The organism is Paenibacillus sp. FSL H3-0457 (assembly GCF_037981725.1).
In the GTDB taxonomy this organism is placed as follows: domain Bacteria; phylum Bacillota; class Bacilli; order Paenibacillales; family Paenibacillaceae; genus Paenibacillus; species Paenibacillus amylolyticus.
In genome coordinates this window covers 237,240-261,578 of the sequence record NZ_CP150283.1, presented here as the reverse complement: position 1 = coordinate 261,578, position 24,339 = coordinate 237,240, and the positions used below count along the sequence as shown (strand labels likewise).

The 24,339-nt window shown below is 49.1% G+C and carries 14 protein-coding genes; all 14 read right to left on the bottom strand.

The genetic code is table 11. The annotated features are described in order from the left end of the window. Positions 1-3 precede the first annotated feature (3 nt). The 14 genes from MHH25_RS01195 to MHH25_RS01130 all read right to left on the bottom strand — a co-directional run bounded on the left by MHH25_RS01195 (position 4) and on the right by MHH25_RS01130 (position 24,280). Positions 4-3,150: an alpha-mannosidase gene (locus MHH25_RS01195; protein WP_340018910.1), complete on the bottom strand. Its 3,147-nt coding sequence runs from the start codon at positions 3,148-3,150 to the stop codon at positions 4-6. After that, positions 3,147-5,459, bottom strand: a complete 2,313-nt coding sequence (locus tag MHH25_RS01190) for a glycoside hydrolase family 3 N-terminal domain-containing protein (protein ID WP_340018909.1) — start codon at positions 5,457-5,459, stop codon at positions 3,147-3,149. Before MHH25_RS01190 ends, MHH25_RS01195 begins: the two co-directional genes overlap by 4 nt. Positions 5,460-5,504: 45 nt before the next feature. Then, positions 5,505-7,724 carry a helix-turn-helix domain-containing protein gene (locus tag MHH25_RS01185; protein ID WP_340018908.1) on the bottom strand — a complete coding sequence of 740 codons (2,220 nt, stop codon included), beginning with the start codon at positions 7,722-7,724 and terminating at the stop codon, positions 5,505-5,507. A gap of 175 nt (positions 7,725-7,899) precedes the next feature. Further along, a complete protein-coding gene (locus MHH25_RS01180; RefSeq protein ID WP_083677571.1) occupies positions 7,900-9,537 on the bottom strand; it encodes an extracellular solute-binding protein in 1,638 nt (545 codons plus the stop codon). Between the two features lie 129 nt (positions 9,538-9,666). Next, positions 9,667-10,575, bottom strand: coding sequence for a carbohydrate ABC transporter permease (locus tag MHH25_RS01175; protein WP_340018907.1), 909 nt, complete (start codon positions 10,573-10,575; stop codon positions 9,667-9,669). A 15-nt stretch (positions 10,576-10,590) separates the two neighbouring features. Continuing rightward, a complete protein-coding gene (locus tag MHH25_RS01170; protein ID WP_223868815.1) occupies positions 10,591-11,535 on the bottom strand; it encodes an ABC transporter permease subunit in 945 nt (314 codons plus the stop codon). Positions 11,536-12,065: 530 nt separating this feature from the next. After that, entirely contained in the window at positions 12,066-13,478 is a 1,413-nt protein-coding gene (locus MHH25_RS01165; protein ID WP_047841494.1) for an alpha-L-fucosidase, read from the bottom strand. An 887-nt stretch (positions 13,479-14,365) separates the two neighbouring features. Next, on the bottom strand, positions 14,366-15,424 hold the full coding sequence (locus tag MHH25_RS01160) for a Gfo/Idh/MocA family oxidoreductase (protein WP_340018905.1): 1,059 nt from the start codon (positions 15,422-15,424) through the stop codon (positions 14,366-14,368). A 255-nt stretch (positions 15,425-15,679) separates the two neighbouring features. Next, a complete protein-coding gene (locus MHH25_RS01155; protein ID WP_340018904.1) occupies positions 15,680-16,546 on the bottom strand; it encodes a sugar phosphate isomerase/epimerase in 867 nt (288 codons plus the stop codon). 105 nt (positions 16,547-16,651) lie between these two features. After that, positions 16,652-18,421 carry a glycoside hydrolase family 35 protein gene (locus MHH25_RS01150; protein ID WP_340018903.1) on the bottom strand — a complete coding sequence of 590 codons (1,770 nt, stop codon included), beginning with the start codon at positions 18,419-18,421 and terminating at the stop codon, positions 16,652-16,654. Position 18,422: 1 nt separating this feature from the next. After that, positions 18,423-19,883, bottom strand: a complete 1,461-nt coding sequence (locus MHH25_RS01145) for an alpha-L-fucosidase (protein ID WP_340018902.1) — start codon at positions 19,881-19,883, stop codon at positions 18,423-18,425. Further along, positions 19,880-20,665 (bottom strand): copper homeostasis protein CutC, encoded by a 786-nt coding sequence (locus MHH25_RS01140; protein WP_340018901.1) that lies wholly within the window; start codon positions 20,663-20,665, stop codon positions 19,880-19,882. The genes MHH25_RS01145 and MHH25_RS01140 overlap by 4 nt, the downstream gene beginning before the upstream one ends. A gap of 450 nt (positions 20,666-21,115) precedes the next feature. Continuing rightward, entirely contained in the window at positions 21,116-21,307 is a 192-nt protein-coding gene (locus tag MHH25_RS01135; protein ID WP_017691199.1) for a hypothetical protein, read from the bottom strand. 189 nt (positions 21,308-21,496) lie between these two features. Continuing rightward, a complete protein-coding gene (locus tag MHH25_RS01130; RefSeq protein ID WP_340018900.1) occupies positions 21,497-24,280 on the bottom strand; it encodes a glycoside hydrolase family 3 C-terminal domain-containing protein in 2,784 nt (927 codons plus the stop codon). Between the last annotated feature and the right edge of the window lie 59 nt (positions 24,281-24,339).

Sequence of the window (24,339 nt, the reverse complement as noted above, 5' to 3'; positions counted from 1 at the left end):
TTCTCATGTAAATGTAAGGTTCGACTCATTACTGATATCAACAAGTTTCACCGACTTGATCTCATAAGGTTTGAATGTCAATTCGATTGTGCCGTTTGAACAAGCCAACGGATGGATCTCATCCTCTAACAAATTAATGATGGATGCCTTGATTTCCTTCTCAGTCCACTGAACCTGCACCGTTTCCCGACCTCCTGATGATTCGTAGAAACGCAGCACCGTTCCCGAGCCGTCTTCCGCGGGCTTGATTGCATCCAGAATGACATGCTCACTGCGGAACTGAACCCAAACGTGTTCAGCTGGCAAGTGACCGGAAGACTGACTCGCTGCCACAACTTCGACCGGATGATTCAGCTCCATCGCCCGGCGAACGACGGCAGCTTGTCGCCAATCGCCCTGATGGGGCAGGATCGAATACGTGAATTCATGATCGCCCTGATCGGCATGTTCATCCGGCCATTTCGGAGCACGAAGCAGAGACAGGCGGATCGTCTGATCCTTGATGTCATACCCGTACTTGCAATCATTCAGCAAACTCACACCGCTGTTGCCCTCCGAGATATCCGCCCAACGATGTCCACAGACCTCGAACTGCGCCTGCTCCCAACTGGTGTTGTTATGAGTTGGACGCTCCAACGCTCCAAACGGAATTTCATAAGCCGCTTTGGCTGCCACCAGGTCCACCGGAAATGCCACCTTGAGCAGTTTATGGCTCTCATTCCAGTTCACTTTTGTACGGAAATCAACACGCCGCTGGTAACGATGCAAAATGATATCCTGACTGATCTCCGATTGATTCAGCTTCCAGACAAAACGAAGTACATCTCGCGTAGCCCCGCGCTGTACAACCTCTCTGGAGATCAACTGCACCGCACCAGCTCGCTGGGATTCAAATCGTGGATCGATATCCCATGCATCCCAGTACGTCGGTTTGTCGTGGAAAAACTGCCACTCATTCGCCCGATCACCGGGCTTCAGCCAGTCACGTCCTACCGTTTTGTCATACCATCGAGTGATCTCTCCCAAGTCATTAAACTCAAGCGTGTAAAATTCAGTTTCCCACGTGGAAGGGAAAGATTCTTCTTCCCTTAATGGAAGGATAACATCCGATGCCTCGCGCAGCCATATGGTTGTATACCCAAAAGCAGGAATCGATGGAACATGCACGAGTAGCGTATACTTGTCTTCCTTTTCTTCAAGATCACAGGCCAGACGGTTTCCTTGACGATCAAATGCTGCCATCCCGGCGAGGTGGGCATCCCCTGTAATGGTGATATTCTCTCCACGTTCCCAGCCAAGGCTGTTGAATATAATATAGGGGAGACCATCGACTTCATCTGTTGCAATGTTCTCTGCAAGTGTATCGAGCGTTTCCCGCAGTGCGGATGTACCCAGTGCAAATACCTTCGTGTACTCCTCGGTGGACGTTACGTATACTTCAGGAATCGACGTTCCCGGAATAATGTCATGGAATTGGTTGAGCATGATCAGCTTCCAGCCCTCATCCAGATCGTTCTTCGTGTGTTCGGCGCAAGCTCCGGCAAATTGCCCCCAGATCTCCGCTTCCCGATATAATACCTCTGCCTTACGATTGCTACGTTTGTTCCTCGCATGAGTTGTGTACGTTCCGCGATGCAGTTCCAGATACAAGTCCCCGTGCCATTTCGGCAACGTCGGATGATTTAATGATATGTCTTCAAAAAAAGCACCTGCTGTGCTGAATTTGCTGATTGGCTGTCCCACCATCAAATGGGATCGCTCCGCAAACTCCACCATCTCATTCGTCACGCCGCCACCACCATCGCCATGTCCGTAAAGCAACATTTGCTCAGGGTGCACATCCTTTTGTTTAAATGATTGCCAATGTTCATCCACATCTTTGGGACGGGTATGCTCATTCACTCCATGGTTCAGATACGCAAGCACCGAAGTACCGTCAATGCCTACCCAGTCGAAGAGGTCATACGGAAACGCATTGGTATCATTCCAATTCAGCTTGGTGGTCATAAAATAAGGAATATTCGCAAGCTTTAGCATCTGCGGTAAGGAAGCACAGTAACCAAAGGTATCCGGCAGCCACTCGATGTTGGAGCGTTTGCCAAACTCCGCCTGATAGAAGTTCTGTCCATACAGAATCTGCCGAACTAACGACTCGCCACTCGGAATATTCAGATCCGGCTCGACCCACATGCCTCCGACCAGCTCCCAGCGGCCTTCAGCAATACGGGCTTTAACTCGCTCGTACAGCTCCGGGTAATGATCCTTCACGAAGGCATACAACTGCGGTTGGCTCTGGGAATACACAAAATCCGGGTACGTATCCATCAAGGTGCACATGGTCGAGAACGTGCGACTGGACTTGCGAACCGTCTCACGTACAGGCCACAGCCAGGCAATATCAATGTGGGATTGTCCAACCAGATGCATGAAGCCACTTCGATATTCCTCCGGGTCTTCCTGCTGTACTGACTGTGCTAATACATATTCGAAGTTCTGTATCCAGGTTGCATCATTCCAGCGTTCCGGGTCATTGTACATGTTATCCATCACCTGATGAATAGCCTGAACAAGTGCCATCCGCTTGGGCTCCTTCTCGTTATATGCCCGGAGCGACTCGGCGAGTACCGTAACGCTGTACATCAGGCTCTGCAGTGGCTGATTAACATGAACCAACGCTGCCCGAATGCCCTGAATAGGCGGCTGAATGACAGCTTGTCGGTTGAGTGGATCATGCGGCTCTGGAATCGGATCGTAGAGTTCAATCTCCAACTGCGGTGTATTTCCTACCCGACTTCTCGGAAGGGGTACGAACCCGTGGTTCCGGTCCAATCCGTGATAAGGTATGCCATTCACCTTAAGTAGCCCTTCTCCTCCAGCCTCGAAGATCAGCCCAACAGCTTGATCTTGCCATTCCGCCGGAATCTCCACACGTTTGCTCAGAAAATACGTCGTGCCGTGTACGCTGTTCAGCGGATTCAAGCTTTGCATGGCCTTTTCTGCCTGTTCATCTTCATTTTCATATGCCTGTTCGTACTCGTATTCCCCTGGCCGAATGTATCTGGCCCTCTGCATCTCCCACGCTGGAAGCTCGATCGTATCCAGCCATTGTCGCTGTTTCAGATCTTCGATGAATCGCTGAATTCGAATCATACCTCCACCCCCACCTTCTGAATGTGCAGACTGCAGGCGGTCCAATTCATAGAATTGCGGCCAACCATGAGCCTGAATTCACCCGGTTCTACGACAGACTGGAGACGGGAGTCGATCAGTGCGAGATGTTCTTTTTGCACAGGGAATGTAACGGTCTGGGTCTGTCCTGGCTTCAGATGAATTTTACGAAAACCCTTAAGTGACATTTCAGCCCGCGTAACCGAAGCCGACACATCCGTGATGTACAACTGCACAACCTCGCTTCCCGCAACCGCTCCGGTATTCGTGACTTCAACCATCACCTGAGCTTCATCGTCCGGGCCGATGATTTCTGGCATTACTCTTACATTCTCGTATTTGAATTCAGTGTAGCTCAGTCCATATCCAAACGGATACTGCGGCGCCAGATCCATCTCCAGATACCGCTTGCCACGAGTGCGTTTGGCATGATAGTAGACCGGAAGTTGCCCAACATGCTTGGGAATGGAAACCGTAAGACGGCCAGATGGATTCACATCGCCAAACAGAATATCCGCAATCGCGTTACCACCTTCCTGTCCGGGGTACCACGCTTCCACAATGGCATGGACATGCTTATCAATCCAAGGTTCAGCAATGGGGCGGCCGTTAATATACACAACGATAACGGGTTTCCCCAGCTTATGTACCTCCTGCACCAGCTCCAATTGAACACCCATGAGATTCAGGGAAGCCCGGTCAATGCCCTCACCGCACTCCATATCGTTCCATGGATCATCGGTTACCACAGACGCACCTGTCCGCAAGTCGATCGTACCTTCACCAAAATCGCGGGCGCTGGAACCACCCATCACCATCACGATGACATCGGCCTGTTCCGCACAGGCGAGTGCTTGTGCAAAGCCCTCTCTGGAATCGCCTTTAATCCGGCAGCCGGGTGCGTACAGCACCTGACCCGAATCCGCACCAAGCTTGCGCATAATGCCATCCAGTACGGTGACGATCTGCTCTCTCGGCTGTGGCGAGGTATAGTCCCCAAGTTGGTTATAGATATGGTTCGCGTTCGGACCAATGACAGCTAGCTTTGTACCTGTTTTGGCAAGCGGAAGGGTATTTCCTTCATTTTTCAGTAAAACAATCCCCTCTTTTGCGACTTCCCTTGCCAGCTGAATATGATCTTCACATCCGATAACCCGCTCTGCAAAGTCAGGATCTACGAAAGGCTGTTCGAATAATCCGAGTCTGAATTTCATCTCCAACACCCGCCTCACAGCCAAGTCCAGATCCTTCTCTTCGATCAATCCCTGCTCCAGCGCCTGACCGAGATGTTTGCGATACATGTACCCGGACATCTCCATGTCTACCCCTGACCGAAGGGACTGTGCTACGGCCTGCTCCCCGTTCTCAGCAGTGTTATGTCCATGGACCAGCATCTGAATGGCGCCAAAATCAGTAATGACGAATCCATCAAAACCCCACTGCTCGCGCAGAAGGTCATTCAGCAGATACGTACTGGACGTGCACGGTACGCCATCAATCTCGTTATAAGCGGTCATCACGGAACATGCCCCGGCTTCCACTGCTTTTTTGAACGGCAACAGATCTATTTCATGCAATTCACGTAATCCCATATGCACAGGTGCTGCATTGCGCCCACCCTCTGAACTGCCATAAGCCGCAAAATGCTTGAGTGTCGCGACAATCGTCTGTCTGGAATCAAGACGGTCACCCTGTAGTCCCTTCATGGCTTCTACTGCAAATTCACCGATTAGGTATGGATCTTCGGCAAAACATTCCTCCGTCCGTCCCCATCTCGGGTCACGTACGACATCAAGCACCGGGGAATACGTTGCCGCTCCCCCCTGGCTCCGGGTCTCCACAGCAATGGCTTCACACATCTTGCGGTACAGCTCCATATTCCACGTACTTCCCACCATTAACGGTACCGGAAAAACTGTTGCCCCGATCGCCATATGCCCGTGGGAACACTCTTCCCCAAACAAAATGGGTATGCCCAGCCGGGAATGCTCCATGGCATACTGCTGAATGACATTTGTGGCAACGGCTCCCTGCCGTGGGGTAAGCCCCGTTTCCAGCGTCACTTCGGTCCATGGATCGGCCCGAAGCACACCGTACAGAGAACCGACACCACCCTGTTCCATGTCCGCTTTGAACTCTTCCGTCACCTGTACTGTACCATCATCTGCTTTATCATACGTCTTCCATCCCATCGGCTGAATGAGTTGTCCAATCTTCTCTGCCGTTGTCATCCGTCCGATCAGATCCTGAACCCGCTCCTGAATGGGAAGCGAAGCATCTTTATAGTCCATATGCACATTCTCCTTATGCGTTCGGAATTAGTTAGGCGCATGCACTCACATCGCTTTGCGGTAATCACTTGGTGCCACACCCACCACGTTCTTGAAAGCCCGGTTGAAGGAATTATAGTTTGTGTATCCCACTTCCTCACTGATCTCCTGAATAGCCTTATCCGTCTCCTGCATGAGTAGCTTAGCTTTTTCGATGCGATGGCTAATGAGCAGATCCACAAACTTCTCCCCAATCTCATCCTTGAAAAGCTTGCTCAGATACTTCGGATTAATATCGAATAGATCACTAAGGTAGTTTAGTGACAGATCAGGATTGTTGTAATGCTCTTCGATGTATTTTCGAATCTCCAGAATATGTGATCTGTGTTTTCGGGAACAATGCAGCGTCTGCATCTGCAGCGCCAGTTCCCTGAACCCTTCCCAACACAGCTTACGCAGGTCATCTAACGTCTCCCAGCCCTCAAGCCTTGGGAGAAGCGGGGTGAATATAGCGGCCCACGAATCCTGGTACTCCCGTGGAAGTTCGGCGAATTCCCGATTGTAATGTTGGAATAACAATTGGATCGTATTCATAATCTCCTGACGGGACAGAACGGACTCACCGATTTGTTCAAACAGTCTTTCAAAATGCTTTTCCCAGACATCGTCCGATAAACGCATCGCCTGTACCAACAGTGAGATGGTCTTCAGGAACTCATACACATCATTGGTCGAATTCGGCACATCACTACACGGAATGATGCGATTTATCCCCATTACAGCCTTGTACTCCAGCGCGTGCACAGCTTCTTTCAATGAAGCTCTCAACCCCCGAATATCGACAGCAACCCGACCAACACCAATGGTCACGGTGAAGTTCAGATACTGATCGATTCTGTCCAGATAACCAGCAAGCAATCGATGCTCAGTCTCCTCGGCCTGTTCCATGTCCGGAATCCAGAGGATGGCGTACAGACGCTGATCGGAGATCCATTCAGCCCACACTTCCGTTCCTTCATGACGCGCACTCTCCTGCAGAATACTGGATAACACAAATTTCAGGAGGGATTGGTCCTGATCATGATACTCCGTCACAAATGCATCATACCGATCCATTTCAACTACCATGACGGCCCAACGATGCTCCAGCTCAGGCAGTTTGAACTTCTTCATCTCGGCTGTCAGCTCCGTGCTCGTAAAGTCTCGTGTGCCCTCCAGCAACTCCTGAAAGAACATTTTTTTCTGCAAAATCAGATTCTCTTCATGCTCCTCCTGATATTGCCTCGTCTGATCAATCATGCGTTCCAGTGTTGTATGGATGAATCGAAACTCATTCTCCTTGCCATAGTTGAGCCCCGATTGCTTCTGCGAAGAGACGGTCTGAATTAACGTAACAATCTGCTGAATCGGCTTGTAGTTTCTGCGGGTCACGTAGATCACCCACACCACCCCGATCAACACAACCACTACAGCAAAGGCAAACCAGATATTATAAAATTGCAGAGTCCATTTGACGATTTTTCCATTATTGAGACCTGTCTGCACCTTCCAACCACTATAACTCGACGTAAATTCGGAGAAGACTTCTCCCGACGTGGTTTTAGTAGAAGCTGCAACCCCTCCTGGCATGCTGCTATCCCACAGATTGCCGCCCGAACGGTTGAAGATGTTCACAAACGTAAATTCCGGATCATACATCTGCATAATGGATTTCCTCAGGGTACTTAGGTCCACATTTGTCACCACAAGTCCTTTGCCGTTTCCTACACTTCGCACAATCGTAATCACCTGCTCCGTCGCTTGTGAAGGAAAAGCTCGGAACGCTCGTGCCCCTGCCCACTTCTGTTCATCCCTTGACCGGCTATCTGCAATAAAGTCTGCATCCGGGAACTCTTCAATCGGAACAGCCTTCCCGTTACTGAAGACCGTGCCATCCCCGTATCGAACGAGATAAATTGAATCAATCAGCGGATACTCTATTTTCAATTCATCAACCACCTGGACCGCCTGAATGCCGGCATACACATCATCGCTGCCAGATACCGAGAAATAATTCTTCAAGTTAGGGTTGGTCAAAATCTCACGCAGTACCTTGAAGTCGATGGAACGCAGGGAGTTGTCCAGATATTGCGTGACCTGAGAGGCCAGAAATTCATTGGCCTTGAGCGCTTCTCTACGGTTCTGTTCATTGAACACTTGAAAGAAAATAAAGAATAGAATAGTCGTCACAATAAAGAAAACAGGCAGATACGATAACAGCAAACGTCTAAACCAATTGTTGTTCATCTCCGAGATCCCCCCACCATTACTGTTCATGCTGAATGACGACAAACATCTGTGCTGATCGCTAATTTTCCATAAATATTCAGTACATTATATCGGATGACGTGGGGTTGTCATAGGAGAAGACCGTCCCGGTCACGGGTGACAGACGGGACAGCCTCTATATTGAATCCTTCAATTATTGATTCTTCTCAATGGCACGCTGGTAGATCTCAAGGTAATTACTCAGTCCGAGACCATCAAAGCCTTTGACATACGAATCCCATTCCTTATCAATGCTCTTGCTGCCAATAATGAACTGTGCCATATTTGTCTGCACATAATCCTTGATGGCCGTAGTCAGTTGTGCAGCTGATTCCGTATCCTCTGGACGAATAAATACGTTCGCAGGGTATACTTCTTTTGGTGCATAAGGTTCATACACATTAGTTGCTTGAGCCAGACGTGTACCATAACCCTCTGCTTCTAAAGGATTCTGTCCTTCCGCAAACAGATTACGGAATGTGTTGGACAAGTCATGTGCTCCGATCTGTGACCAACTCTCGTTCACAACAACGTTCGGATCACGCTCAGGCAGGTTGTAGTAGCTGTATTTGGCAGGCTCGCCATTGATGTTTTTCTCATCGGCATCTGCTTTCTTCCAGCCCTTGCCTTCGGTTGGACCATACTCCGCATACAGTGCGCCTTCTTCACTGAACATGTAATCCACAATTTTGATAGCAGCAATCTGCTGTGCTTCTGTCGCTTTGTTCGTGATGGCAAACTCAAACTCACCTACGCTCTGTGTGGCACCTGTCGTCTGCACTCCATCTGGTCCTTTCAATGGAGGAACGATCTCCCAGTGTTGATGACGGGTGATGTCTTTGTCATAAGTATTCACGAGATAACTGACCAGCGCCGTTGTAATGGAGCCGACCACTTCATCGCCTTCCTTGTTCCCCAGCTGTCCAATCGCCTGATCATTCTGTGTAAAGGAAGCCGGATCAATCAGGCCATCTGCATAGAGCTTGTTCATGTACTCCAGCCCTTTCTTCCAGCCTTCCTGATTGGCGGCAAAACTCACCTTGCCATCGTTCACGATCAGATATTTGTCGTTGTCATTGTATATAAAGCTATTCATCAGGTAGGCATCAATGTTGCCATTCCATACATACTTGTTCGGTGCGCCCGTGAGTGGAATCTCGTCCGCTTTCCCGTTACCGTTTGGATCTTGTGTCTTAAACGCCTTCAGTACGGTATACAGTTCATCAGTTGTGGTTGGCATTTTCAGACCCAGATTATCGAGCCATTCCGTGTTGATCCAGTATTTCTGTGCATACGTACAGTGGTAACACTCATTGAAGATCGGCAGCGCATAGATGTTGCCGTCCGGTGCCGTGATGGCTTCTTTGAAGTATGGCTTCTCCTCCATAATCTTGGTCAGATTCGGACCATACTTCTGAATCAGATCCTGTAGCGGAAGGAACACGCCCTGTTTTCCATAGGTTTGAAGGTCTGAGGTGGTGAACTTGCCGTGAAGAAACACTTCGGGATAATCACCACTAGCCAGCAGTAATTGTCTGCGATCCTGCAAGGCGTCCGTTGGGGCCAGATCCCATTTTAGGGTAACGTCGAACTTGTCTTCGATAAATTGGGTAAATTCATTCTCTTCCATGGACGCTTTGCCTTGCGGAGCAAAGAGGGTCATGGTTACAGGACCGCCGCTCTCCCCGCTACCGTCGCTACTTCCACCCGATTCCTCGGATGAACTGCATGCGGACAACAAAGCCATCGAAGCAAAGACCAGAAACAACATCGAAATCCAAGATTTTCTCAATCTGACTCCTCCTTTTTGTTCATAACGGCAAATTATTGACTTGTACTGCACGTATATAAAATCGACCCCGGAAGCCGGCGTGTTCCTTCCACCTCCTTTCAAGAGGCAACCGGGCTTAATTCACAAGGATTAACCTTTGAGGGAACCCACCATGACCCCTTTAACAAAATGCTTCTGTACAAATGGATACATGATCAGAATTGGAATACTCGCGACAACGATCAGTGCATATTTCAACACCTGCTCGAACCCTTGGTCCCGCATCTGTTGGCTGGTATTGGCAAGCATCGCCGGATCAGCCGCGTTCAGGATGAGTAGATTGCGAAGCACGTATTGCAGAGGGAACAACTTCTCGGAACGCAGGTAGATCAGTGCATCAAAGTACGCATTCCAGTGACCTACGGCATACATGAGTGTCATGACCGCCAGAATGGGCTTGGATAAGGGAAGAACCACGCTGATCAGATACCGGATATCCCGGCAACCATCCATTTCTGCGGCCTCTCCAAGCTCTTCCGGGATGGAAGACTGGAAGAACGTTCTCGCCACGATGACCTGGAATACTGCGAGCGCCCCGGGCAACCACATCGCCCAACGTGTATCCAGCAGGTGTAAGTCCTTCATCAGGAGGTAGGTGGGAATCAGACCACCATCAAAGAACATCGTGATCATCATGAAAATAATGATGGCCCCTCGTCCATAAAACGATTTTCGTGACAAAGGATACGCCAGCATGACGGTCAGCACCACGTTAATGAACGTGCCCACCACGGTGTAGATGATCGTGTTATAAAAACCGAGCATAAGCTGTTGGCTTTTGAAAATGGAGATGTACGCCTTGATGTTAAAGTCTACCGGGAACAGCCACACCTGACCGGATGTCACGGCTCGTGAAGAGCTCAACGAAGAACTGATGATATACAAAAGCGGATAAAACACTGTTAGCAGTATGGCGAACAGAAAGATATAGTTGAATGTCATGAAAATGCGGTCACCGAGTGGGTCCTTGATCCGGTTACGATTAATCAGGTTGAACATGGATAAACTCCTCCTTTACCACAAGCTGTTCTGGGATACTTTGCGCGATATGCCGTTGACGATAACCAGCAGGATCAGGTTGATAATGGAGTTAAAGAACCCTACTGCCGAGGAGAAGCTGAAATTCGCCCCGATCAGACCCACCTTGTACACATACGTGGAGATGACCTCCGAAGCGCTTGTGTTGAGTGGATTCTGCATCAGGTATATTTTCTCAAAGCCCACGCCCATAATGCTGCCCAGACTCAGAATCAGCATGATAACGGTGACTGGAACGAGCGACGGGAGGTCGATGTGCCATATTTTCCGAAGCCTTGATGCGCCGTCCATCTTTGCTGCTTCATAGAGAGATGGATCAACACCAGCAAGAGCTGCGATATATATAATTGATGAATATCCCATGCCCTGCCACACACCTGACCAGACATAGATCGATTTGAAGTATTCCGGAATACCCATGAAGTTCGTCATCGGGAAGCCGAGCAGTGTGAACAGCTTGTCTACCACGCCCACATGTGGGGAGAGCATCAGAATGATAATGGATACCATAACAACCGTTGAGATAAAATGCGGAGCGTAGGTGACCATCTGTACGGTCTTCTTGAAGTAACCCGTTCGAATCTCATTCAGCGCCAGCGCCAGCAAGATGGGAATGGGGAAACCGGCAATTAAGGAATAAAAGCTGATGCCTATCGTGTTTTTGATTAACAGCCAGAAGTTTGGAGATTGGAAGAAGGCCTCAAAGTGTTTGAATCCGACCCACGGGCTTCCCCAGATTCCTTTGACCACACTGAAGTCCTTGAAGGCGATCTGGACACCCACCATAGGGATGTACTTGAAGATCAACAGATACAACACCGGGGGCAGCACGAGCAGGTAGAGCTCCCAGTGTTTCTTGAGGCTTTTGATGAATGGATGCTGCCGCTTGGGCTCCACATGTTTCCTCTGCTGGAGTTCCATCTTGGCGGGTATGCTTTCCGTAGCTCGACTCATTTGCGTCACTCCTTCTACACCTCAAGTGTAATAATACATTACATTTACATCCCTTAAACATCCTTTTTTCTGTTCCTAGTTCCTTGTTCAACAAAGGTGATGTAAACATTCTTATCAGGTAGCGCTTTCTTGATTTGATAGTACATCGCACGGTAAACTTTTATCAATTTGCAATTTTCTCCGACTTCTCTTTATTCCACAAACCCCTGTGTGACAAGCGATTGCGAGCCATTTCTATTGGGAATTGTGTCCCTTATGTATGAATAAAAAAATTCCGGAGGTGGTTATATCTCCCCCGGAATTGACATGGCATTCTTACATGCAAGTTCAAAAAGTTAACGATTCAGCACCGAGAAGGTTGCGAGAACCTGAAGGAGGAGGAGCGGAGTGTAGGCAAACCTACATGAGCACCGGACTCCGAAGGTGAACGCAAGATTCGATGTCGAGTTCGCTTCGTGGTTTACTTCGTGATCAATTGGGGACTTTTTGAACAACCTCTATGCGCTTGTGACCAATCTGAACGTATGTGTGATGGGAGCTTCATTGGTTGTAGCGGACTGTGGCAGTTCCACGAGAAGTCCGTCTCCCGTCTGCTGATACGAAAGTACGTCATCGCTACCGACGAGTTCGATCCGCTCTACCTTTTCCAGATAAGGAATGATTAACTGTGGTTGTACGGTCTCATTCTCGTTTCGGTATATCCGGAAGGCATATACGGTGTTGATCTCTTCTTTCTGTGTGAAAGCCCAATCTTTCGTAAAATAAGGCCCGCATATCCGGGTTCCATAGACGCCTTCTCCATGAGTACCCAACCATTCACCGAGGCCCTTGATGCCTCGAATTGCCCCTTTTGGCAGACGCCCATCCGGTTGTGGTCCTACATTCAGCGCCAGGTTACCGCCCTTGGACACAACTTCGAGTAGAATATGTGCCAGCTGTCTTCCCGTTTTATACTGATCATCGAATCCGAAGGCAAAGGAGTTCCCCACCGTAATACAGCTCTCCCATGGAATGTTCATCGGATGTTCCGGTATGGTCTGCTCGGGGGTAACGATATTCTCATACGGTCCACCGACAGTGCGATCTGCGGACAGGAGCCAAGGTTGTGTAGTCTGACGTGCCCGTTCCACGACTTCTCCAAGCCTGATATCCTGACCATGGCGACCTTCGCGCACCCAGCCGGCATCCAGCCACAGACATTCGATTCGCCCGTAATTCGTCAGTAGCTCCATGATCTGCTCATGTGTGAACTCCACGAATTTCTCCCACAGCCACGGATACTTATGGGGATCATACGAGGGCCCGCGCCACATATGACGTCCACGCTCCATGCCCGGTGCCCAGTAATACGGGGTATGCCAGTCCGCTTTGGAGAAATACGCTGAGATGCCCAGTCCTTTGGCCCGAAATGCATCAAATAATGCTCGACAGATGTCCGCATACTTATGGGTATGAAAAGGCGTGTCCTTGCCCGTAATCCGGTAATCCGTCGTCTTGGTATCCCACATACAGAAACCGTCATGGTGCTTGGTGGTGAACAGGAAATATTTGAACCCGTTATCTGCCGCCATTTGTGCCCATTCCTCAGGCTGGAAACGAATCGGATTGAAGGTTTTGTTCAGATCAAAATATTCCCGCTTGAAGTCTTCCATGTCATCCGTCCAGTCGATGTCATCGCGAGACCAATCGCCGTCCTCGTCGCTCAGCGCCCAAGATTCCACGAGGCCAAGCTGGGAATACGGTCCCCAGTGCATCATCAACCCCAGCTTCTGATCCTTGAACCACTCCAGCCGCTCATTCAGCAGCGGATCTTCCGGTTTGATCCATTCATCCTCTTTGCTAAAATTGTGCACGCCGGCTTCGACAATCTGCTCTTCCTGCTCCAGTACGGTTTCTTTGGCTTCGCTCATCCTGTTTCATCTCCTTTGGATTTCATGTCAAACGCTGAACACATAGGTTTACACTCGGCCACTGCGCGGTCAGAATAATCTTCCGATCGCTGTTATCCCCAGATTTTTTTGATTATTTCCCTAGAGGGGAAATCCGGGGATAAAGGCGAGCGCTTCGCTTCTTCAGATTTCTTCTGCCCTCTCCGTTATCGTGTAATGTTTAATTCAACTAAGAAGGACATCGCAAATCCTGTCATTTTTAATGTGACTATTAAGGGGCTTAGTAACTCTGTTATTTCGAGTGCGGTGCCATCTTCAATTACCATGGAACCCCATATTCACTTCGTTTCTATAGGGAAATACAAGAGCAGAGAGAATGCGATTCGTTGTTTTGGATTAGTTCTGCACTCTCTGTTATAGCGTAAACGGTAAGTCTTCTATAGGGTGTGTCTTCAACTTCAGTTCAGGGAAGATATACGATGATGGATGTCAGCGCGTTTATAACGTCTTGAAATCCAAGCGGGTGATCCTGGCGAATGGGTAGAAAATTTTCTAAAGAACTCAGGGCGTCTTATTTGATCCTTAGGTCCACTTTTTAAATTGTAAGGAACATCAGACACGTTATTTCCCGAAATTAGGTGGTAAAAACGCTGTAAACTGCTGCTTATTCTGATATAGCATGTGTCAGGTTCCTTAGATTTCTGCCAGCGCTTCGAATCCTTGAATAAGACGCCTCAGATTCGTTAGCACTCGCTCCCTGCTCTACTCCAACCGCGGGCCAAGAAGTCGACTCCGAATCCCACCCCGAGCGGAGCTTTTCATCGAAAAGGAATGAAGTGCTCATAACTTTCAATGAAACGGAGTAGTAAAGTATCAACGTAGCGTAACAACGCAATACAATCCTACCTTTACAGCGTGATTTCGCGGCCCTGGCGTGCCGATTCGTAGATGGCACAGAGCATTTTCATCACTTCGACGCCGTCTTCAACGGGGCTAAGTGTTTCTTTGCGGCCCTGTGTGCTATCGATAAAATGGTTGATTTCATTGCGGAACGATCCCATAAAGTCGAATGATTTGAAATCCACCTGTGGCGTCATGTTTAAAATGGTGTTGAATTTCTCGCCTATGATCGAAATTTCCGGCTCGAGCTCCGCACCACCTTTGTCCCCATATAGTTTGACCGAAGTCTCATCCGCTTTGGCATGGAGCGTGAAGCTGACATCCACGAGCAGGCTCGCTCCGTTCTCAAAACGAATCAGGGCATTTGCCATATCCTCAACGGTGTTTTGCTCCGCATCATAGTCTGCTGCTTTGTAGAACGACAGATTGTTAATGTTCGAGCGATTCCCCAATCGGTTAGACACGTTAGCGGAGACGGATTTCACCTTTGGTCTGCCCATCAGATACCAGCATATGTCGATCACATGCACCCCGATATCGATCAGCGGACCACCTCCGGAACGGTTGATATCCGAGAACCAACCACCCGGATTGCCCAGACGACGCAGACTGGAGGCTTTGGCATAATAGATCTCGCCCAGCTCACCCTCGTCGATAAACTTCTTCAGAATTTGTGCATTGTCGCTATAGCGGCGAACAAAACCAACTTGCAGCAGCTTCCCGCTACGATGAACCGCCTTCTCTACTTCGAGCGCATCCTCCACCGTTTGGCAGAGTGGTTTCTCACATAACACGTTTTTGCCTGCGTCCAGAGCAGCAATACTAATCTCCGCATGGGAGTCGTTCCATGTACAGATGCTGACGGAATGGATCTCGGGCAGTGCGAGCAATTCTTTGTAATCGGTAAACACATGAGGTGCATTATATTGCTTCGCCACTTCTGTGGCACGTTCTGCATTCAGGTCGCAGATAGCGTATATTTCAACGTCCGGGTTACTGGCGTAGGCTTGCAAATGGCAGTCGGATATGGATCCGGCACCGATAACGGCGACTTTCAATTTGGACATAGTGCTGATTCCTCCATAAATAAAATAATTAACGTCCAGCAGGTAGACGTTCCGGTTGCGAATCGTTCTTCCGATCGCTCTTACCCCCTGATTTCTTTAATCCCCTTTTTCCAAAGGGGAAATCCGGTGATAAAGGCGAACACTTCGTTTCTTCAGAATCGATTTCGCCCCCTACACTACTTTTTCTGACTGAACTAACTTTCTGTTTGAGCCATACGTAACAAGCCATATTTCATTTAAAACAAGTACTCCGCCCTATGCCTCTTCCCATAGGCGACGGACGTTATCCATGGCAATGCGTGAGGCCGTTTTGCAATCTTCCATGCCTTCAAATTCAACCGAGATGTATCCGTCATATCCGGATTGTTTCAACACACGGAACACCTCAGGCATGTCGATATCGCCATGGCCCACAATGGCACCGCGCAGGTAATTGCCATGCGAGGTTTGGAACCAGCCTTCACCGGGGTTCCGGTAGGAAGGTCTCCAGTAGAAGTCTTTGGCGTGCACGATCGAAGCGTACGGAATGTTATTATTCACGGCACTCACCGGGTCTTCGTCCACACAGAGGAAATTGCCGACATCCAGTGTGGTCTTAAAGTTACTCCGCGCCGTTTCGTGTAACAAACGCTGAATTCGCTCACTCGACTGCACATAGTACCCATGGTTCTCCACGCTTGTTGTAATTCCAAAATCCGCTGCATAATCGGCTATCCGCTGACAGGCTTTCACCAGTACCGGTAGGTCGATCTCGAACTGTGTTACGGTTCCTTCTGGTGCAGGGCGGAAAGCCACGTCATGACGCATTAACTTCACACCGAGCGCTGCAGCCACATCCACATGTCGCATCACATTCTGGATCTCTTGCTCCAACGCTTCGGCGTCCTCCTGAACAGCGAAGTTTGCGCCGATGGCGTAATTGGAAATGTCGATCCCGACCTCTTTTGCCACAGCTTTAATCTCATCAATCAACTCCGGATTATCGATCAGACTGAATCCCATCGGTACAATCTCCACATGTTCCCCGCCCTGATCGGCGATCCAACGAATGGCATCTGGTACGGTTAATTCTTTGCGATCCAATGCTTGTTGCAGACTGTAGGTGCTGAGTCCAACTTTCATTTTTCCTCATCCTCTCTTGTAGTCAATGTCCATACCCAACGTATACCTTTTTCCGGCGGACACGACAATTGCCATTAATCGTTTGACTCTACTATTTTCCTTTTTCTAGCCCAAATCCGGTGTATCCACAAACGTTACTGCCAGATCATCCGTCTGATGAAGCTCGAATACGATGATTTCATTCTCACCTTCACGAAGAAGCGGGGCTGGTACATATAACGTTTTTTGCGGTCCTTTATTCCAGTAGCGCCCCAGATTGAATCCGTTTACAAATACAACCCCCTTGGTCCAGCTATCCAGTCGCAGAAAAGTATCTCTTACATCCGTGATATTAAACTCTCCTCGATAAAATGCTGGTCCCTGTACTTCATTAATTGTTTCGCTAATCACATCACTAAATTGTAAACCCGACAGATCAGTTAATGGCAGACAATGAATCGTCCAATCATATAAAAATTGAAAGCCATGTCGCACACCTTCGGTGATGCCCTTCGGATCTCTCAGGTACGGACCATAGTTGATTCGCCCCATATTTTCAACAAGGATCAATAGATCTGCGCCCTCAGGCGGCACTGCAAAGGAAACCGATAATGCCGTATTCCCCCGTTCCAGCACGCCCTGAAATTGCCCATCAACAAACACAAGCGCACGGTCACGAACCTCCTGAACCACCAGTTCCTGTCGCTCCCTGGGCCCGGATATTCGGGTTTGATAACAAATAAAGCCATAATCCTGACCCAGCTTCTCCATCGGTTCTGGATTCGTGCGTTGTACCGGGACTGATATCCGGTCCATCTGCGCCAGTAATGACGCCTGTTGGGTCAACTCCACTCGCCCATAGGCGATAGTCCCCTTCGATTTTGGCAGCACAAGCTCACCCAGATCTTCGCCGCTATACTGAGCAATAAGGTCCCTCACCGCATGGAACTTCGCTGTCGGCTCCCCGGATTCACTGAGCAGTGAATCATAGTCGTAACTTGTAATCGTCGGTTCATATTGATCCTTCTGCTGACAGTTCGCCCCGTTATAAAATCCAAAGTTCGTTCCACCGTGGAACATGTAAAAGTTAACCGAGGCTCCTGCTCGAAGCATCTCCTCAAACACACCAGCCACATCTGTGGCTTCTCGGGTGTGATGTGACTCACCCCAGTGATCGAACCAGCCGTTCCAATACTCCATGCACATCAAAGGTTCATCCGCCTGATATTCACGCAACTTGGCGAACGCTCCTTCCGTTCCTGATCCAAAATTAACTGTAGCCAGATGCCCCGGGACTGATCCCGCTTGCAGCATGTGGTCTGTCGGTCCGTCCGAGGTAAATAACAACACATCCATACCGCGCTCTACCATGCCATCACGTAAATAATGCAGGTAACTCGCGTCGTTCCCGAAGCTGCCGTACTCATTTTCAATCTGCATTGCAATGATCGGCCCGCCATGGGTGCTCAGAAGAGGTTTCAACTTGGGCAAAAGCACATCATAATAACGATCCACATTCTCCAGAAATTTTGCATCACTACACCGCAGACGAATTTCATCATCGGCAAGCAGCCAGGCAGGTAATCCGCCAAACTCCCACTCGGCACATATATAAGGACTTGGACGAACAATCACATGCAGACCCACATCTCCCGCAATGCGAATAAAACGTTCCAGATCAGCCATGCCTTCAAAACAATACTGCCCCGGCTGGGGCTCATGAACATTCCACGGCACATACGTTTCCACCGTATTGAAACCGCAGGCTTTCAGCTTGAGTAACCGGTCCTCCCAATATTCGGGGACCACTCTGAAATAATGGATGGCACCCGACAAAATCCGAATGGGCTCGCCATCATACATAAATTGTGAACCTCTATACGTCAGCACCGCCATTTTACAACCCTCCCCGCTCGCTCAGATATATGCCTAACCCAGACAACGTAGGGCACCATCTGGATTCTTGAATGCTCAATCGCATCTTTCTCGATGTGACCTGTGGGAAACAGCAAATTCGCTTATACCCCACCACCGTCCCCGTGTAAAACGTTTCCCAACCACCATCTGCTCTCTGCGACTCCAGTGTAAAACGCTCAATCCGTTGGCCTGTCTGGATATGTTCCATCAGCACCACCCGGTCAAACGATCGTTCTTCCTGCAAATCCAGCTCGATCCAAGCCTGCTCCGTTCCTTCAAGGGGACGCCAATACGTATCCCGGCGTTCTGTCAGCACCTCCGATACGGCATGTTGTTCATCCATCGTCTCCGATGCTTTTACCAGCGCCTGCAAGGCGAAATTTCCCTGAAAAATGGTTCGCAGCGAATCTCCCAATTCCTGTAGTCGCTCGACATCCGTTTCGTGAATGAGACCACGCGTATCCGGTGGCAGATTGAGTAAAAAGGTGGCGTTGCCCCCAACTGCGCCGTAATAGACGGTGAGCAATTCTTCCAATGTTTTGACCTGATCATCTTCACTGGCATGATAGAACCATCCTGGGCGAATCGAGGTATTCACCTCGGCAGGGTACCAGATCAGTTGCTCACCTTGGGAACAAATGACCTCTCGGCTTCCCAAATCACTGTCCTGCGTATTGATCCTTGTAGCAAACTCACCATCATCCACCTGTTGTGATTGCTCCTGAATCTTCTCATTATCCTGCATATGCGCTGGCACAACGCTCCATTCCGATTCCCGTGTATGCCCCGCCTCATTGCCGCACCAGCGAACATCCGGGCCACATACTGAGATGACAGCCTCAGGCTGAAGTTCACGAATAAGCGCATAATAGGCGTCCCAGTCATAGACCTGCCTTTTGCCATTCGGACCCTCCCCACATGCACCATCAAACCATACACAGAAGATGTCGCCATAATTCGTAAGCAGCTCGCGTAACTGTTGGAGAAAAAACTCGTTATACCTCTCGGAATCTCCATAAGTGGCTTCATGACGATCCCAAGGAGACAGGTACACGCCAAACTTCAACCCGCCCTCACGGCAGGCATCGGAAACTTCCCGAACCAAATCCCCCGTACCATTCCTCCACGGACTAGCCGCGACCGTATGCGGTGTAAACTGACTGGGCCACAAACAAAATCCATCATGATGCTTACATGTCAGAATCAGCCCCTTCATCCCCGCAGCCTTGCACGCCTGCACCCATTGCGTTGCACTCAGTTCAGAAGGATTGAAGATAGCCGGGTCTTCCTCCCCATTGCCCCACTCCTGATCCATAAATGTATTTACCGTAAAATGAATAAACGCATAGAACTCCATCTCCTGCAATCTTAGCTGGCGTTCGGATGGGCTGACCTGTGCTGCGGACTTAATCCATTCGGCTGCTTGCAGTTCATAATTCATGGCGTATCACTCCTTTTATTTCGCGCATCCCTACCCTTGCTTGGACTGCTACTCAGTGCACTACTGTCCATGAATGGCTGTGATGCAAGCAATAACTGCTGCTTGGCTTCTTCAACCAAATGTGGATCAACGGGATAATTAAAGCTGCCTTCGTACCTCACGCCTGATCCCATATGGATTTCCGTGATACCCGTCTGACTCACGATCGTTTGAATTCCCTCTACGGTGACCCCCGACCCTGCCATGACAGCGATGTTCAAGGTTTGCCCCAATTGCTGAAGCTGTTTCAGTCCCAGTATGGCTTCAGGCGCTGTCTGTTTCCCTCCCGATGTAAGTACACGCCCCACGTTGCCCAATGTGTTAATGGCCTTGAGCGCCTCAGTCAGGCTTGTGCTCACATCAATAGCACGATGAAACGTAACGCCCAAACCCTGAGCTTCGGCCATACATAATTGCATGGATAAAAGGTCCACTTCACCATCTCCGGTGAGGGCGCCGATCACGATGCCAGCGGCTCCAAGTTCCCTCGCCACGCTTACATCCCGGGTCATGGCGTGGATGTCATCTGCGCTATAGCGGAACGAGCGGCTATGGGGACGGATCATGACATACACCGGAATGGATACCTGGGATACCACATGCTCCATGACGCCATAACTGGGGGTAAGTCCTCCTTCAGACATCGCAGACACCAGCTCAATCCGATCAGCCCCTCCCTCCTCAGCTGCTTTGGCATCTGCCGCATCTACAGCGATGACTTCCAATACAGGCTGTCTTTCCATAATGTAGCTCCCTTCACTTCATCGTAGATTATTCCAAAACCGTTAACCCGTATCGATACACATCTCTCGAACTGCACACGGTCTGATCCATGACATAAAGGACCGACTAAACGCTTCATCAGCGCTCCTGTGGCCCTTCTTCATCATTATTTGACGATGGTCAGCTTCCAGATTGCAATCTGCAAAGGCTGGCCGTCCTGAACGATATATGATTTGTCGGTAATGATCTTCATGATTGGATTCTCCTTTGGGGACCGGAATGGGCTAGCAAATAGAGAGCGCAACGGACATCATATACTTTGTTTGATAAGTTTTGTTATTTTTGTTATTTATAATGTTATTATTTATTAGCAATAGTCTAAAACGTTAGGATCAGAACGTCAATACAAAAAAAGACACCCGGAGGGTGTCTTCGTGTCTTGGATAACCTTCTGGTTATCCGAGTTTTTTCTATTTTCTACGCCGAGCCTTCGTCATTCGATTAAACATAATCAGTGCAGCAATGATCATGGCTATCATGGCAATATTACTCGCCACTTCTTGTGATAGTCCGAAAAGAACTCCCAGGTTAGTCACCAGGCCTCTTACAATCAGCGCCACCACAACCAGCAGAATTGGACTCAAAAAATTATAATTTCTCATTCCTCGCAACACCCCTGACCCCATTGTTCAGAACTACGAATCTCATAACACTATCATAACAGTAGCTATTCTGTGTTACAACAAAGGACACCCGCGTACAGTGTCCTTTGTCATATACCAACGTATTCTGCTTTGGATGACAGAACAATCTTTCGATTGCTCTTATCACCTGATATTTCCGCTTATCTTCTACACCTGCTTGAATTCGATCCAATCAATCTGGAGACCTGGTTTGGTGAAGTCCAGTTTCAATTCATACAGTCCTGCTTCAAGATCTATTTTGACAAGTTTCTGTCTGATCCATTTGCCTTCCGTACCATTTGTTTGGATGGTGGTTACCAACTGGTCATTCAGGAGCAGGTTACATGCACTTTGAGCGAGTTCCGGCTCAGGGGACATGATCTGTACGATAATCCGATAATGGCCGGCCTCGCTCACTTTCATGTAGACGGGTTCAGCTACTGCAGGTTTCACCTGTGCGTTCTCAACCAGATCCTGAGCTTGTGCAGCAGATAGGGAGGCATTCGCTTGGAACGAAGCGACATTCTCCACGATCTCATGTTTTCTGCCGGACACCGGTGCATTCATGATGAACTTGCAGATATTAATCGCCGAGCGTTGCAGCTCTCCGCGAGTCAATGTTCCATTTTCCAAGGATTCAATCGTGTTGTCGTCCCAGCCATTGATCTCTGCGCCGTAGTTCGGTACAACCATGTAGAGATCATTCTGCGCACGAATCATCCAGTTGGTGTATTTGCGATCAGCCTCTCCACCTTCGGTCACATCATTCATAATCGCCCACCAGTCGGTCATGACGATACCCTCGAAATTCCATTCACCGCGCAAAATCGTGGTATTCAGGTCGTAGTTGGATGCCGCCCAGTGTCCGTTAACCGGGTTGTAGGAGGTCATAATGGAGTTTGCTCCGCCTTCTTTTACAGCGATTTCGAACCCTTTCAGGTAAATTTCACGCAGTGCACGTTCGGAGACAACAGCATCTACTTTACTGCGGTGTTTCTCCTGATTGTTGCAGGCAAAGTGTTTCAGTGTGGCATTGGAACCACCCTTCATGATACCTTTCGTACATGCTGCGGCAAATACACCCGAGATCAGTGGATCTTCGGAGAAGTACTCAAAGTTCCGGCCATTAAGCGGGCTCCGGCGGATATTGAGTCCAGGTCCGAGCAGGGTATCTACCTGATTTCTCAGCAATTCCTGTCCTTCCATCACATATAACTCTTCAACAAGATCCTTGTTCCATGTCGCGGCAAGCAACGTACCAATGGATACCTGTGTTGCCTTCTCGCCACTATCCATACGAATACCGGACGGGCCATCTGCCGTACATGCTACCGGAATACCGTAGTTAAACAGGCTGTCGCTGACACCACCAAATGCAGATGCCGTCCCCGAAGTAACGAGCGGACTGCTCATGCCTTCACCACGGACAATCGCCGCCAGATCCTGATCACTCAGTTGAGCGATGAAGGTTTCCAGACTCACCTTGCCAGCCTTAACGTCACTCAGCTTGTGGCCCTGGTTACCTGTCTGCTCCAGCGTTTGCGGGAGATTCTGCTCGATCCGGTTTGCCATGGATATCTTACGTTTCGGTACTTCTGCATAAGTCAGTTCATAAGATCCATCTTCCTTGCGCGTACCTGGTTTCATCCGTGTAAAATCTTCAGTTGGGGCCATCGCTTCTTGCAGTTGCTCCACCAATTGAAGAGATTCAATCACATATCCATCCTGGCCATCAATGCTGATATGCTGCACTTGTTTCACACTGGTTCCTACATGCAGTCGGTATGTGCCTTCTTCCAATACGTACGCGGAAGCAAGACCTGTAACGCCTGCATCATCGTAAGATGCCATGGCATGGATCGGGAAGCTGATCGTCAGAAGTTCTGACTCGCCCGGCTGCAACAATCCTGTTTTACCAAAAGCCACCAAAGCCTTCACCGGTTGTCCCAGTTTGCCTTGTGGTGCTTCATAGTAGACCTGCACAACCTCTTTGCCCGCATATGTTGTGCCTGAGTTGGTCACATTTACACGAACTTCAATGTAGGTTTTACCGTCTTTGGACACGGATTTTGCTTCTTCGTGCTGGGCCAAAAACGTCGTATAAGACAGGCCGTAACCGAATTCAAACTGAACGCGCTCAGGTCGAAACGTTTCGAAATAACGATAACCTACATAGATATCCTCCTGATACAGGTTCTTGAACTCATTGCCGTAGTTGCTGGTCGAAGGGTAATCTTCGATGGAATATGCAATGGTATCTGTCAGTTTACCGCTTGGTGTAACGTCCCCCGCCAGCACATCGGCAATCGCATTACCACCCTCCATACCGCCATGCCAGGAGTAAATTACGCCTTGGATCGGATGTAGATACGTTTCGTTTAACCAGCTCATGTCGATGATATTTGAGACATTCAACACAACGATTGTGTGTTCAAACTGCGAAGTAACTTGCTTCAACATCGCTTTCTCATCTTCTGTCAGTTGGTAACTTCCTGGCGCATCCGCATTATCCTGGTCTTCTCCTGCTGTACGTCCAATCACGATAATGGCTTTGCTGGATTTGCTTCTAGCCTGTGCAACAAGTTCATCCGTCAAAGGCATTTCTTTCTGATTCCATGGCTCGGCAGCCCATACTTTTCCGCCATCATCAAATGGATTTTCCTCAATCCACTTCTCATAGACAGCTGCCAGCTCTTCATTGACCGTTATATTCTTCTTGCTGCGCAGACCATCCAATAGATTCGTTGTGTAGGCCACATGAACACTACCGCCTGAACCCGTGCCGCTCCGATAATAATTGACTTGAATCCGTCCAAAAACTGAAACGTTTTCGTTTTCACGAAGTGGAAGCACTTGGCCTTCATTTCTGAGTAAAACGGCTCCTTCAGCGGCAACCGTACGACTAAACTCTGCAAACCCTTCCAATGGAACTCCGATTTGATGTGTGCTCAATGATTTCCCTCCTGATTGTCATCCCCATATCTACGAACGAATAAGACCATTCAATATGA

Coding starts and splice junctions, on each gene's coding strand:
- MHH25_RS01195 (WP_340018910.1), bottom strand. CDS start 3,150: ATGATTCGAATTCAGCGATTCATCGAAGATCTGAAACAGCGACAATGG.
- MHH25_RS01190 (WP_340018909.1), bottom strand. CDS start 5,459: ATGGACTATAAAGATGCTTCGCTTCCCATTCAGGAGCGGGTTCAGGAT.
- MHH25_RS01185 (WP_340018908.1), bottom strand. CDS start 7,724: ATGAACAACAATTGGTTTAGACGTTTGCTGTTATCGTATCTGCCTGTT.
- MHH25_RS01175 (WP_340018907.1), bottom strand. CDS start 10,575: ATGTTCAACCTGATTAATCGTAACCGGATCAAGGACCCACTCGGTGAC.
- MHH25_RS01170 (WP_223868815.1), bottom strand. CDS start 11,535: ATGGAACTCCAGCAGAGGAAACATGTGGAGCCCAAGCGGCAGCATCCA.
- MHH25_RS01165 (WP_047841494.1), bottom strand. CDS start 13,478: ATGAGCGAAGCCAAAGAAACCGTACTGGAGCAGGAAGAGCAGATTGTC.
- MHH25_RS01160 (WP_340018905.1), bottom strand. CDS start 15,424: ATGTCCAAATTGAAAGTCGCCGTTATCGGTGCCGGATCCATATCCGAC.
- MHH25_RS01155 (WP_340018904.1), bottom strand. CDS start 16,546: ATGAAAGTTGGACTCAGCACCTACAGTCTGCAACAAGCATTGGATCGC.
- MHH25_RS01150 (WP_340018903.1), bottom strand. CDS start 18,421: ATGGCGGTGCTGACGTATAGAGGTTCACAATTTATGTATGATGGCGAG.
- MHH25_RS01145 (WP_340018902.1), bottom strand. CDS start 19,883: ATGAATTATGAACTGCAAGCAGCCGAATGGATTAAGTCCGCAGCACAG.
- MHH25_RS01140 (WP_340018901.1), bottom strand. CDS start 20,665: ATGGAAAGACAGCCTGTATTGGAAGTCATCGCTGTAGATGCGGCAGAT.
- MHH25_RS01135 (WP_017691199.1), bottom strand. CDS start 21,307: ATGAGAAATTATAATTTTTTGAGTCCAATTCTGCTGGTTGTGGTGGCG.